The following is a 13,430-nucleotide window of genomic DNA, read 5'->3' on the forward strand; positions in this document are numbered from 1 at the left end:
AGCGATATCTGTAAATTCAGATATCGCTCATAAATCTCCACCAACACTATTTGACAAAGACCCATAATTAATTGTCTAGAGGGTATTCAAGTCGTCTTAAACACGGTTCCACCTCAAGCTTCCAATGATCTCGCGACCAAAGGCTTATACAGTATAAACTGAACTGATAACGGTGGCGGACCGGATCAAATATGATCAAAAATAAAGAAGTTACTGACGTCAGTCTGTAGATTGTTGTGCACGTCCACTTATCTATCCTTCTCACCAACCAGGATTTCTCTTTGCAAAGCGGTGAACGCAGGGACAATCTATTAAATAAATATTTATTAGCTTGAATATTATACATTATGAGAACGATTGTCAAGCTTAATGAGAAAAAATTATTTCCGCCCAAAAAGTCGACTCCAGAATCCACGCTTTTTCGGTGGATCCTCTTCGTCTGTCTTTACGGCATTGGAAACTGCAACTTCATTTGTATCTACACTGCCATTTTTCTCAGCGGGTTCAACCGTTTCTTCTGCAGAATCATTAGTTTTTCCCGGTTCGTCGACTGTTGACGCCTCAGAGGATTTGTCATTTTTTAGTGTAGTCGTATCGGAAACCGATTGATCTTTTTCAGTCACTTGGTTGGGTGCATCCGTTAGCGACATCAGTGGCACAGTATCGCCTAACATCCGCCGGGCGATATTACGGTAACCTTGTGCCGCTGGATTATCTGGTTGCATGGTGACTAGTTCTCCACGATTAGAAGTGACGATCACTTGATCATCATCAAAAACGATTCCCAATAGCGGAATAGCCAAGTGATCCGTAATTTCCTCAACGCTCATGGTTTCGCCACGATTCATTAAGTTCTTCCGGATCCGATTGATAATTAGCCGTGGTCCAAATTCCAAGTGCTTGGCTTCAAGTAATCCCACAATTCGATCGGCATCACTCACTGCCGAGTTTTCTGGATTAGTAACCAAAATTGCGCCATCTGCACCCGCAACTGCATTCTCAAAACCAGTTTCAATGCCGGCCGGACAGTCCAACAAGACAAAATCAAAATCCTGCTTCAATTCTTCCACAACACTCTTCACAGATTGCGCAGTCAAAACATTTTTGTCGGCATTCTGAGCAGCTGGCAACAAATATAATAAATCCTTGAAGTCAGGATCTTTGATCAAGGCCTGCTTAACTTCGGCGCGTCCCTGAATGACGTCGACAATCGTGTAAAGAATTCGATTCTGCAATCCCAGAACAGCGTCGAGATTACGCAAACCTAAATCTAGATCGACTAAACAAACTTTCTTGTTTAACAATGCCAGGGCAGCTCCGAGGTTGGCAGTGGTCGTCGTTTTGCCGACACCGCCTTTGCCTGAAGTAATCACAAGCGCAGTTCCCATTATTTGCCCTCCATTTGTGTATAGAGTGCTGGTTTTAACTTTTTCAAATCACTCAGAGGGTCGACCACTAATTCGTGTTTCTCGTTAACGTGAGCAAACTTATGCGCAGTCATATCAGGATTGTCCGCCACAATCGCAACCAGATCACTGATTCGAATTTGTGCCGCCTGACTCACATCACCGGCAATAATTGCATCGGCATGATCAGGATAGCCGGCGTGTAGGACACCGCCGTCAACAACACCCACGACATAAATATTTTTTGATGCTTTTAGCATGGCGCCTTGATGGACACTGCCAAGTAACACAACATCGCCATCAAAAAATAGTTCTTGACCACTACGAATGATCTGAGGAACGACAAAAACCTGCTGAGCCTTCAGTAAATCGACAACCGATGGCTGATCCAAAACATCAGCGGTAATTCCGGTCAGGCGAAACTTATCATAACTCGTCACTGCAACAGTAATTTGTTTATGCTGCTCGTCAGTCAAGACACGACGCCCAGTTCGCACAGAAAAAGTGATTTCTTGCAGACTATTATCTTGATCACGCACTTTTTTCAACAACTTCTTGAGATCCGTTAGGCTCGCTGCAAAATTACTCTCAGCCGGAATCTCCAATTCATAACCATCACTACGCCCACGTAAGGAAACATTTGCCATCGATTTATTTACCTCCTATGCTCGATATACATCAACCCTAATAACTTGGCACTCGGCCAGTACAAGACAATAAACAGCACCACATTGAGTAAAATCGTTGGTGCTAACGCATTAATAATAAATTGCCCGATATTTTCGCTAGTCATCCCAAAGAATAACGCAAGAAAATAAAGAATCACTTGTGCCACTAACACTGAAATAATAAATGCTGCTAGTTTATAAATGGGGCGATCTTTGAAAAAATTCAATAAGTATTTCGTTAATAAATAAGTCAGCGGCACGATCAATGTATATTGACCGATCAATCCTGTGTAGAAAAGATCATAGAACAGTCCGCAAAATAAGGTGAACCAAAAAAGCAGTGGCTCATCTGGCGCTGCAAAGGTGACTAAAACAACTTCAAGTAATAGAATCTGCGGGGCCATTTGTAAATCATTAACAAAAAAGAATTGAGAAAAAACTAAACTCAAACTGCCATCTAAGAAAAACCCAAGGACAAGCAAAATCAGCATGATCCAACGACGATGTAATATGTCTTCCATGTTAATTATCCTCGATCGAGCGGCTGATCACTGTAACCACAGAAAAATTATTGAGATTGGCAGCCGGTTTAACATAGATAGTGCTGGCTAAGCCGTAGTTATCTTTTTTGACTTGTGCGACGGTTCCAATCAGTAAACCTCGTGGTGTCAAGCCACCGAGACCAGAAGTGATTACTTGCTGGCCCTTCTTGACCTTATCGGCGGTGACCAGATGGCTCATCACTAAGGTTGCGGTTTTATTATCGAAATCGGTGATCAACCCACTGACTGGCGTTTCAGCTGAAGTGCTGATTTCGGCAGCAAAACGGTTGCTCGAATTATTATTGCTCGAAACCAACTCAACTTTAGAATTGGTCTTGTTTACTTCAATGATCCGACCGATCAAACCCGAGCCAGACATGACCGGCATATTTTTCTTAACACCAGCAGAAGAGCCTCGATTGATCACTAAATAATTCTGCCAATTCACAGGCGAACGGCTCATAACGGCAGCCGTGATCTGAGTATAGTCAGTTAGTGTTTCATTAAGTTTCAATTGTTTTTTTAAATCTTTATTCTCGTTCGTTAAGGTTTGATTTTCTGCTTTGGTTTCAGCAATCGTTTCCAGTTCTGTCTTCAATGCTTTATTTTCATCATAGGCATTGAAAAGATCGTGAACATTGGTGGTGACCGAACGCACCGCACTGATCGGTGTCGTAATAATTTGCCCAACTATTCCAAACGCATCGTTGCCGAAGCGCTGAACGATCTCAGGAGACTGCCGATTGTCGCGCAAACTGATCGATGCAGAGATCATTCCAAAAACCGCAATGAGCGTGACCATCACAATAATTAATTTTTTGTTGGAAAAAAACTTATTCATTAGATCCTCCAGTAAATCAAAAAAGCGGGCTCACCCCGCATTTTCAGATCTTAATGTTTCCGCTTCATGACTTCGATATTCTTCAATGACTCTCCAGTCCCAATTGCTACGCAGTCAAGCGGGTCTTGTGCTACGAAGACAGGAACTTTAGTCGCTTCAGAAACGACTTCAGCTAAGTGCTTCAATAATGCACCACCACCGGTCAAAACGATCCCGTGGTCGATAACATCGGCTGAAATTTCAGGTGGCGTCTCTTCAAGCGTTTCTGTAATGGCACCAATGATTGCCTCGACAATTTCTTGAATCGCCTTTGCAATATCGGTTGCCGAAACTTCGATCGTCTTCGGTAAACCAGAGATCAAATCGCGGCCACGCACAGTCATATTGTCTAACTCTGCAGCATCGCTAACTGATGCGGAACCGATCTGGATCTTAACATCCTCAGCGGTCCGTTCACCGATCAATAAATTAAAGTGTTGGCGGATATAAGCAGCAACAGCTTCATCGATCTTATCGCCGGCCATGCGAATCGAGCGCGACGACACGATCCCACCCAGCGAAATCGTAGCAACATCTGTTGTGCCACCACCGATATCAACGACCATACTGCCTGTTGGCTCCATGATCGGTAGGCCAGCACCAATTGCTGCCGCAAATGGTTCTTCGATGACGTAAGCTTCGCGAGCACCAGCAACACGAGTTGCATCGATCACCGCGCGCTTCTCAACTTCGGTCACGCCACTTGGCACACAAACCATCACGTATGGTTTGCCTGAACCAATCGTTTTCTTAATGAAATATTTCATCATTGCTGCTGTGGTGTCATAATCAGCGATCACGCCGTCTTTCATAGGACGAATTGCGCTAATATCTGCTGGAGTTCGGCCGATCATATCGCGTGCTTCAGCTCCAACCGCAACAATTTCACCAGTCTTCACATTCTTCGCAACGACAGAAGGTTCGTTCAAAACGATCCCCTTGCCCTCAATGTAAACTAGTGTATTTGCAGTTCCTAAATCTATTCCAATGTTTTTTGCGCCGAATCCAAACAAGATATTTTCTCCTTAAATGTCAAAATCATGCTAAGTCAAATTATAACATACCCACAAAGTGTTAAAAAGTCATCACAATCAAATCTTTAGAATTAATCATGTGCTTGGATTTCATTCTAGACGCGTTTCCAAAAAAGCAGATCCATATCTTTTTCAGTGACTCTTTCCAACCAGAAAAAAGAACACGTTAACTTTCAAATTTAAATCAAATCTTCTTCGCGCAACGATAAATACTGACCCGCACCAATGATCAAGTGATCCAGACACTCGATCCCCATGACCTCACCGCATTTGACTAACCGTTTAGAAAATTGGATGTCATTTTGTGACGGTGTCGTTTTGCCGCTGGGATGATTATGCACCACGATCAATCTCGCGGCGGCCAACAATACTGCATAGTGGAAAATCTCTCTTGGATGAGCCACTGAGCTGTTCAAGCCACCTACAAAAATCGTTTTCTGTTGGATGATCTGATTTTTGGTATCCAAATAGATCACGATCAACTTTTCTTGATGGCAGCCTTGCAACTGTTCTTGCATGCGTAAACCGATCATGCTTGAGGAAACGATCGCACCTTGTCGCAATTGGCTCTGTTGTTGGGCGCGTTTGCCTAATTCAAACGCCGCCTGCATTTCCACTGCCTTGATCGAACCGATCCCGGCAAACGTCCTTAATTCGTCAATTGACGCCAAAGATAAAAACGCCAAATTTTCGTACTCACGCAGTAATGAGGCGGCAACTTCGGCGAGCGGTTGAGTTGCAGTCCCTGTTCTGAGAATAATTTGCAATAGTTCTTGGTCTGATGCTGCGCCAATTCCATATTTAAACGCCACTTCGCGCGGTAAGTCTTTCATTGGTTGTAAGATTTGTTCCATAAAAAATCACCCTTTCATAGTTAAATACGAAAGAGTGATCAATTTATTTTATTTAATTATCTTCATCTGCTAATAAAAAGTGACGCACATCAGTGATCAAATAAAATGAGCCGGCAAATAAGTAGACGCCTTCACCACCGCCTGCTTGTAGCGCGGTCTGCAGAGCATCTTGCCAAGTTTCAACGAAGCTAAGGTCAGAACCAAGTCGTTCCTTCAGTTCGTCTTCAGTGGCAGCACGCGGGTTGTTGGCAATATTCGTCCATGTGACTTGCCATTTCGCACGACGTAGTAATTCAGCGACGCCTTTAATATCCTTGTCGGCCATCATTCCAATGGTCAGAAATACCTGTTGTCCTGGAAAAGACCGTCTCACACCAGCAATTAACTCGCGAAAAGCCGCCGGATTATGCGCACCATCCAATAAAATTGTCGGTTCTTGATTGATCAGTTCCATTCGACCAACCACGTGAAAATTCATCAGGATTTTACGGACGGTCGGAATCGAGGGCTTCATCAGGTGCTTGCGCATAAAAGCAATGGCAGCAACAATTGCCAGACTCGCATCCCACACCTGCCATAGCGCAAATGCAGGCATTTGCAAACGTTGAATTAATAAATGATCCCCTGCCGTTGTGACGTTCAAATCAAACTTGACCATACCTGCTGTAAATTTAATTTTCGGTAGCTGCAGTTCCTGATCAAACCAAATGCCATGCGCATTTTCCGCCGCAATTTTTTCAGAAACAATTGGGGCAACGTCTGCGGGGATTTGACCTAGAATCGTCAGTTGATGCGGTTTGATGATTCCAGCCTTTTCACGAGCAATATCTGCCAACGTGGGGCCAATAATGTCCTGATGATCCATCCCGATCGAGGCGATCACACCGACTTCAGCTTGAATGACGTTAGTGCGATCATGTTCGCCGCCGATGCCCACTTCGATCACACCGACATCAATCTGCTGCTCCGCAAAATAAACGAACATCAAAACCGTGACTAATTCAAACTCAGTCAGTCTTAATTCTGATTGATCTAATTTCGCGACAACTTGATTAGTGACTGCGAGTAAATCCGCGTCTGATATTTGTTGGTTGTCCAATTCGATTCGCTCGTTGAACCGCAAAATATATGGCGACGTGAATAGACCAACATGATAGCCATGCGCAACCAATAATTCACTGGTCAAATGGCTGACTGATCCCTTCCCGTTTGTGCCGGTCACATGGATCGACGGAAATTTTAATTGGGGATCATCGAATAATTTTAGGGCACTCTGCATCATCGTCAATTTATTTTCACGATGAAATTTTGGTCGTTGATGGATATAAGTTATCGCTTGTTCAACTGTTGTAAACATGGCAACACCTCGTTCACAGCTATTTATTAGCTTGTAATTGTTCTAAACGTTGCTGAACTGAAGCTTGTTGTTTGAGATAATCGGCGCGTTTCGTCCGTTGTTCCTCTACAACCTCCGCGGGAGCCTTGGCAACAAATTTTTCGTTTCCTAATTTGCGATCGATGCGTGTGACTTCATCATTGAGTCGCTTGATTTCTTGCTGTAGACGTGCGATTTCTTCGTCAAGGTCGATCAATTCTGCGAGCGGTACATAAATTTCTGCATCGGGCGTAACTGCTGACATGGCGAGCTTCGGTGCCTTGACTTCAGGACCGATCACCAATGCCGTTGGATTCAAAAAGCGTTCCAAGAATTCCAGATTTTGATTCAAGGTCGTTTCGATCGTTACTGAATTAGTGCGGATCAAAACTTCGACTGGTTTCGAAATTGGGGCATTGGCTTGTGAACGGATATTGCGAACGCCGCGAATGGCTTCGATCAACGCAGCCATTTGTGTCTGCGCATCTTCATCGGCAAAATCAGCGTTATATTCTGGGTAACGCGCAACCGTCAACGAACGACCAATATGTGGCATCGACAACCAAATTTTTTCAGTCACGAATGGCATAACTGGATGCATCAAACGTAAAATCTGATCGAGAACGTATAATAAATTCTCACGTTTGTGCGTCTTAGCAATTTCGTCGTCACCGTTGAGCACCGCCTTGCTCATTTCAATATACCAATCACAGAAATCGTTCCAAATAAAGTTGTATAGTACGCGACCGGACTCACCAAATTCAAACGTCTCATTCAAACGCAAAACGTCTGTGATGGTTTCGTTAAGACGACTCAAGATCCAACGATCGGACAAATCGAGGTGTTCACGCGCAGGCACTTGATCCGTTGCTTGAACATCGCCGAGATTCATGATTACGAAACGACTAGCATTCCAAATTTTATTAATAAAGTTCCAAGCGGAATCCATTTTATCGTAACTGAAGCGCGTATCTTGTCCCGGTGTCGAACCCGTGGATAAGAACCAGCGAAGTGCATCCGCACCGTATTTCGCAATGACATCCATTGGATCGATCCCGTTGCCCAGCGACTTGCTCATCTTACGGCCTTGTTCGTCGCGAATCAGACCGTGAATCACAACATTTTTGAATGGTCGCTTGCCAGTGAATTTCAAACTTTGGAAAATCATCCGCGAAACCCAGAAGAAGATAATATCGTAACCGGTAACTAAGGTGTCGGTTGGGAAATAACGTTTGAAATCTTCGGCATCCGTATCTGGCCAACCCATCGTTGAAAATGGCCACAAGGCACTCGAGAACCACGTATCTAGCACGTCTGTTTCTTGATGCCAGTTTTCAACATCTTCAGGTGCATCCATGCCGACATAAATTTCGCCCGTTTCATTTTGATACCAAGCAGGAATCCGATGACCCCACCACAACTGCCGTGAAATGACCCAATCATGGGCATTCTCCATCCATTGTGTGAAGGTCTTTTCGAAGCGGTCAGGTACAAAATTAACTTTCTGATCTGTTTCCTGATTCTTCAAAGCTAATTCTGCCAATGGTTTCATTTTAACAAACCATTGTGTCGAGAGACGTGGTTCAACTTGGACGCCGGAGCGCTCAGAATGGCCCACACTATGCACAATTTTTTCGACGCGTAATAAGTAACCCTGTGTCTTTAAATCGTCCACAACCGCCTTACGAGCCTCAAAACGGTCCATGCCGACGTACTTGCCAGCCTTCTCGCTCATCGTGCCATCATCATTCATGATATTGATCCGTTCGAGATCATGACGATTACCAACTTCAAAGTCATTAGGGTCATGTGCTGGTGTAATTTTGACAGCACCAGTTCCGAAATCAATATCAACGTAATGATCTTCAATAATCGGAATTTCCCGATCAGTCAATGGCAGCTTAACCATCTTACCGACCATATCGGCATAACGTGGATCGCCCGGATGAACGGCAATGGCAGAATCACCAAGCATTGTTTCCGGACGCGTTGTGGCGATCTCAATGTCACCAGAACCGTCAGCTAATGGATAACGCACATGATAAAAGCCACCCTCGTCATCTTGATGAAGGACTTCAATGTCAGACAGCGCCGTTTGTAATTGTGGATCCCAGTTAATAATATATTCTCCACGATAAATCAGGCCTTCTTGATAAAGCTCAACGAAAACTTTTCGAACGGCTTTCGAGAGACCATCATCAAGCGTGAAACGTTCGCGACTATAATCCAACGACAAGCCCATTTTCGCCCATTGTGCCTTGATCGTTGCCGCATATTCGTCTTTCCAAGCCCAAACTTGCTCCACAAATTTCTCACGACCGATTTGATGGCGATCGATCCCCTGCTCACGCAATTTCGCCTCGACTTTAGCCTGCGTGGCAATACCGGCGTGATCCATGCCTGGCAGCCACAGCACATCATAACCTTGCATCCGTTTCTGACGAATGATCATGTCTTGCAACGTCGTATCCCAAGCATGACCAAGATGTAACTTACCAGTCACGTTTGGTGGTGGAATCACGATCGAATACGGCTTTGCTTTTTTGTCGCCACTTGGTTTAAAAAGATCCTCATTGAGCCAAGTTTGATATTGACCATCTTCGACAGCCTGTGGATCATATTTTGGTGCCATTTCTTCTTTGCTCATCAGAACCACTCCCTAATTAATTTCGCCATAACAACATCTTTAACGCACTCAACCCGGGGTCTTTAACCCCACAGAACTAATGCTACAAACCGAATGAGACGTTAATTCGAATTCACCGCGACCACCCATAACAAGCCACAAAAAAACGCCCTATAAACTATAGGACGATTAACTCGCGGTACCACCTAAATTGAAATTATTTGCAAGACACACAAATAAATTTCCAACTCGACATGATAACGGCATAAACCGGCGACAATGACTTCAGTCCACAATCGCAACTCACAAGCTACTCATTGATTCTCGTTTGAAAACTTTGCACTCTCTGTTTTCTCTCTGCGAAACGATCGATCAATTCCTCTTGCTCAATGTTATTAACGTTATGTTAATCCAGAAACGGATATCCGTCAAGTGGTCTCGATCACGCTAACTTATCCCAGCTCTGCCAGCAACAATAAGTTCTGAACTTCAGTCGTTAGATCAAGATAACGAACATGCACACTCTCTGGAACGTTAACCGGTTCCGGAGCGAAACTGAGAATAGACGTGATGCCACACTCAACCAGATAATCTACCACCAGCTGCAGTGCGTGGCTAGGGACCGTTGAGATCACACCCTTGATCTGCTTAGTTGATAAATCTGCTTGTAAGTCTGCCAACGGCTGAATGATAACATCGTTAATCGTTTCACCAATGATTGCAGGATCCGCATCGTAGGCAGTAATAATTTCTAAATTAGGGTTACGGCGGAAGTTGTTGATCAATAATGCTCGGCCTAAATTACCGACGCCGATCAACGCCAGTCCCTGGGTTTCATTAACTTCTAAGATCATGCCAAAAATCTCGATCAAATGACCGATATCATAGCCATAACCACTTTTGCCAAGATCGCCGAAATAGGAAAAATCTCGGCGGATCGTCGTGGGTTCGATCTGTATAATTTTGCCAAGTTGGGCGGACTTGATCCGTTGATAACCATCATCGGCAAGATTACAAAGGGTTCGATAATAAATCGGTAAGCGTTCCAAACTCATGCGCGGAATCTTTTTATTTTGCGGTGTCATCGCAATTTACCTCATTTTTGTTAATCAAATCACATTTACAGCATAACAAAAAAGCACGCCGTCTGCAAGTAGACGCGTGCTAATTTAAAATTGTTTCGTATTTTTTGGACGAAAAGCCTGAGATACTGTTAATTGGCTAACAAAACATTTAGAGAACAGATTGAATGTCGATTTGATCCGTTGCCAAGAATTCGTCATGGCTATGAATTTCTGTAACTTTAACGCCAGCCAATGAGCGTGCCATTAAAGCCTCGCCATCAAACATCGATTCATAGAAACGTGACTTCTCCAAATTCGGCTTTGTCTTAGGACGTGGTGGGGCAAAAATCGTGCAGCAGTCTTCAAATGGCATAATCGATAAATCAAACGTGTCGATTTTTTCGGCAATCGAAATGATCTCGGTCTTGTCCATCGTGGCAACTGGACGAATGATCGGCATATTGGTGACGTCGTTGATAGCAACCATGCTCTCAAGCGTTTGTGAAGCCACTTGACCAACAGATTCACCGTTAAAAATCGCTAAGCCCTTACGTTGCTCGGCCAATTTGACCGCCAATCGTAACATGAACCGGCGTTGAACGGTCATCAAATAGCCTTCGGGAACGATTCGCTTGACTTCTTCTTGAATTTCCGTGAATGGTACTTCAATAAACTTGATTGTCCCAACATATGGCGCTAATTTAGCCGTCAATTGCTTGGCCTTAGCGAGTGCACGCTCGGAAGTATATGGTGGGCTGAAGAAATGAACCATTTCGATTTCAACACCGCGCTTCATCGCTAAATAACCCGCAACTGGCGAGTCGATTCCACCAGATAACATCAGCATTGCTTTTCCGGCAGTCCCAACTGGTAAACCACCCGCGCCCTTGATCGTTCTGCTTGATAAATAAATGGCATCACGCCGCACTTCGACCCGTAATGTCACGTCAGGATGTTTCATTTTGGCGGTTAATTCAGGAATATTATCATAGACGGCGTCACCTAATAACAAGTTGATCTGATTCGTATCTAATTCGAAATCATGATCTGAACGACGGGTGTCGATTTTAAACGTCTTGGCTTCAGGTACTTGTTCTTGTAACATTTGCAGCGCAGTCGTTTTCATTTGTTCAATATCTTTTTCAATTTTGATACTTGGCGAAAAGTTTTGAATGCCGAAAACCTGTGATAATTTCGCGATCACGGCATCTGAATCCGTGCCGTTCAAAGAAATGTGCATCCGATCGCGTTTGGGATAAATGTGCAGGTCAGGAAAAGCAGCCAAGGCCTTCGTGACATTTCCGTTCAAGCGGCCGATAAATTCACGGCGATTCTTACCCTTAGTTGACAGTTCGCCGTAACGAACCGTTATTTCTGTATACTTCATCAATAATTACTCCTTAACCTGATTGTGGCGACCGTCAATATTCCGACAATAAAAATACGTTTCAGTTTAACACTTAATCGAAAACAATGCGCTCAGCGACGATTCATATGTTGAAACCGCTGATAAACTTTCGGGAACACTTGGATAAACTGGTCAACTTCTGCGTCAGTATTGGCGTCGTCCAAGCTGATTCGAACCGCACTAGTGGCCAACTTTTCCGGAACTTGCATGGCTTTTAAAGTGCTGGACTCATCACCAGAACGTGAGGAACAAGCACTGGTCGTCGACAAGTAAATATCTTCCGCCTCCAGGGCGTGAACCGTCGTCTCACCGCGAACACCAGCGATGGCAAAGCAAAGAATATGCGGCGCAAAATTGGCATTGAGCGGTGAAAAAATCGTGATATCTGGTAGTGTGCTCAGAAAATCAACCAATTTTTGTTTGAGTGCTAATTCGTGAGCCGCCTTTTGGGCTTCATCGGTTGTCGCTAACCGCAGCGCTTTGCTCATGGCCGCGATTGCCGGCGTATTCTCAGTGCCGCTACGATGATTCTGTTCCTGACCACCGCCCGTGATCAATGTTTCCAGTTGACGACCGCGTTTTGCATAGATAAAACCAACCCCGCGTGGTCCGTGAAACTTATGTGCTGAGAACGTCGCAAAATCGACTCGCTCAGGCAAAACATGCGACCATAAACTTTTACCAACACTTTGGACCGCATCCACATGGAAATGAATCGTTGGATATTCTTCCAGAATCTTGGCGATTTCTTCAATGGGTTGAATTGAACCAATTTCGTTATTAACCGCCATCACCGAAACTAAAACCGTGTCCGGGCGAATTGCGGCTGCGACAGACTCTGGCGTAACAAAACCGGCTTTAGTCACTGGTAAATAAGTTACGTCCCAACCGAGTTTTTCGAGTTGACGAGCAGAATTGATGACCGCAGGATGCTCGATACTGGAAACAATGATATGCCGGCCGAACTCACGCTTCGCAATCGCCGTTCCCTTAATGACCCAATTATCACCTTCTGTGCCACCACTGGTGAAATAAATTTCGTCTGACTGGCAACCCACGATTTCAGCAACTTGTTGGCGCGCAGACTGTAACATCTGCAACGCTCGATCGCCTAAATTATGCAGACTAGAAGGATTCCCCCAAAAATCATTGGACACTGTTTGATAAGTCTGTAAAACGGTTGGATCAATTTTAGTCGTGGCGCTGTTGTCGAAATAAATCAAAAGTAAGACTCCTTTTAAAAGTAAATTGTCGCTGAGAAAATCAACCACAAATCATGCTGAAATAATATGAAAGTTACAAATTGACTCCGGAATTAAATAACCCCGTTGATAAAATTGATAAATCAAAACAACCTGAATATTATCAACGAATAGACCCACAAAATCAACTGATGTGTCCCGCGCGTGTTGCAAATTCTTGACTGCCAGGTGAAAAATAATTTTCTGAAAAACTTTTAATACATTGTACCACGATTCTTGTTGTTTGTTCGCTGTAAATCGAGACAGTCTTTGGAGCGATTGAAGAAAGAAAAAAATAACCTTATCGAATTCGACAAGATTATTTTGAAACG

10 protein-coding genes, 1 pseudogene and 1 other annotated feature are annotated in these 13,430 nt (G+C 44.0%); all 11 genes and pseudogenes read right to left on the reverse strand.

Translation table 11 applies throughout. The features are described 5' to 3' along the window. Positions 1 to 629: 629 nt before the first annotated feature. Positions 630 to 1,388: pseudogene (gene minD, locus EKM67_RS03040) on the reverse strand (septum site-determining protein MinD); the annotation flags it as partial. Next, entirely contained in the window at positions 1,388 to 2,053 is a 666-nt protein-coding gene (locus tag EKM67_RS03045) for a septum site-determining protein MinC (protein WP_125577179.1), read from the reverse strand. The gene EKM67_RS03045 and the pseudogene minD, both read right to left, overlap by 1 nt. An 8-nt stretch (positions 2,054 to 2,061) precedes the next feature. After that, entirely contained in the window at positions 2,062 to 2,595 is a 534-nt protein-coding gene (gene mreD / locus EKM67_RS03050) for a rod shape-determining protein MreD (protein ID WP_125577181.1), read from the reverse strand. Position 2,596: 1 nt separating this feature from the next. Further along, entirely contained in the window at positions 2,597 to 3,457 is an 861-nt protein-coding gene (gene mreC / locus EKM67_RS03055; protein ID WP_125577183.1) for a rod shape-determining protein MreC, read from the reverse strand. A 50-nt stretch (positions 3,458 to 3,507) separates the two neighbouring features. Beyond that, positions 3,508 to 4,509: a rod shape-determining protein gene (locus tag EKM67_RS03060; RefSeq protein WP_125577185.1), complete on the reverse strand. Its 1,002-nt coding sequence runs from the start codon at positions 4,507 to 4,509 to the stop codon at positions 3,508 to 3,510. A 200-nt stretch (positions 4,510 to 4,709) separates the two neighbouring features. Then, positions 4,710 to 5,384, reverse strand: a complete 675-nt coding sequence (radC, locus tag EKM67_RS03065) for a RadC family protein (RefSeq protein ID WP_125577187.1) — start codon at positions 5,382 to 5,384, stop codon at positions 4,710 to 4,712. Positions 5,385 to 5,436: 52 nt separating this feature from the next. After that, entirely contained in the window at positions 5,437 to 6,741 is a 1,305-nt protein-coding gene (locus EKM67_RS03070; protein ID WP_125577189.1) for a bifunctional folylpolyglutamate synthase/dihydrofolate synthase, read from the reverse strand. A gap of 19 nt (positions 6,742 to 6,760) precedes the next feature. Beyond that, entirely contained in the window at positions 6,761 to 9,406 is a 2,646-nt protein-coding gene (locus EKM67_RS03075; protein ID WP_125577191.1) for a valine--tRNA ligase, read from the reverse strand. A 157-nt stretch (positions 9,407 to 9,563) separates the two neighbouring features. After that, positions 9,564 to 9,784 (reverse strand) — a binding site (T-box leader). A gap of 53 nt (positions 9,785 to 9,837) precedes the next feature. After that, on the reverse strand, positions 9,838 to 10,470 hold the full coding sequence (locus EKM67_RS03080; protein WP_125577193.1) for a redox-sensing transcriptional repressor Rex: 633 nt from the start codon (positions 10,468 to 10,470) through the stop codon (positions 9,838 to 9,840). Positions 10,471 to 10,618: 148 nt separating this feature from the next. After that, positions 10,619 to 11,836 carry a tRNA uracil 4-sulfurtransferase ThiI gene (thiI, locus tag EKM67_RS03085; RefSeq protein WP_125577195.1) on the reverse strand — a complete coding sequence of 406 codons (1,218 nt, stop codon included), beginning with the start codon at positions 11,834 to 11,836 and terminating at the stop codon, positions 10,619 to 10,621. 92 nt (positions 11,837 to 11,928) lie between these two features. Continuing rightward, positions 11,929 to 13,080, reverse strand: a complete 1,152-nt coding sequence (locus EKM67_RS03090; protein ID WP_125577197.1) for a cysteine desulfurase family protein — start codon at positions 13,078 to 13,080, stop codon at positions 11,929 to 11,931. Positions 13,081 to 13,430: the final 350 nt, after the last annotated feature.

The sequence above is a fragment of the Lapidilactobacillus mulanensis genome (assembly GCF_003946215.1).
Taxonomy (GTDB): Bacteria; Bacillota; Bacilli; order Lactobacillales; family Lactobacillaceae; genus Lapidilactobacillus; species Lapidilactobacillus mulanensis.

Excerpts from the sequence above, each read along its gene's own strand:
- EKM67_RS03045 (WP_125577179.1), bottom strand. The coding sequence starts at position 2,053 with ATGGCAAATGTTTCCTTACGTGGGCGTAGTGATGGTTATGAATTGGAG.
- mreD (WP_125577181.1), bottom strand. The coding sequence starts at position 2,595 with ATGGAAGACATATTACATCGTCGTTGGATCATGCTGATTTTGCTTGTC.
- mreC (WP_125577183.1), bottom strand. The coding sequence starts at position 3,457 with ATGAATAAGTTTTTTTCCAACAAAAAATTAATTATTGTGATGGTCACG.
- radC (WP_125577187.1), bottom strand. The coding sequence starts at position 5,384 with ATGGAACAAATCTTACAACCAATGAAAGACTTACCGCGCGAAGTGGCG.
- EKM67_RS03070 (WP_125577189.1), bottom strand. The coding sequence starts at position 6,741 with ATGTTTACAACAGTTGAACAAGCGATAACTTATATCCATCAACGACCA.
- EKM67_RS03075 (WP_125577191.1), bottom strand. The coding sequence starts at position 9,406 with ATGAGCAAAGAAGAAATGGCACCAAAATATGATCCACAGGCTGTCGAA.
- EKM67_RS03080 (WP_125577193.1), bottom strand. The coding sequence starts at position 10,470 with ATGACACCGCAAAATAAAAAGATTCCGCGCATGAGTTTGGAACGCTTA.
- thiI (WP_125577195.1), bottom strand. The coding sequence starts at position 11,836 with ATGAAGTATACAGAAATAACGGTTCGTTACGGCGAACTGTCAACTAAG.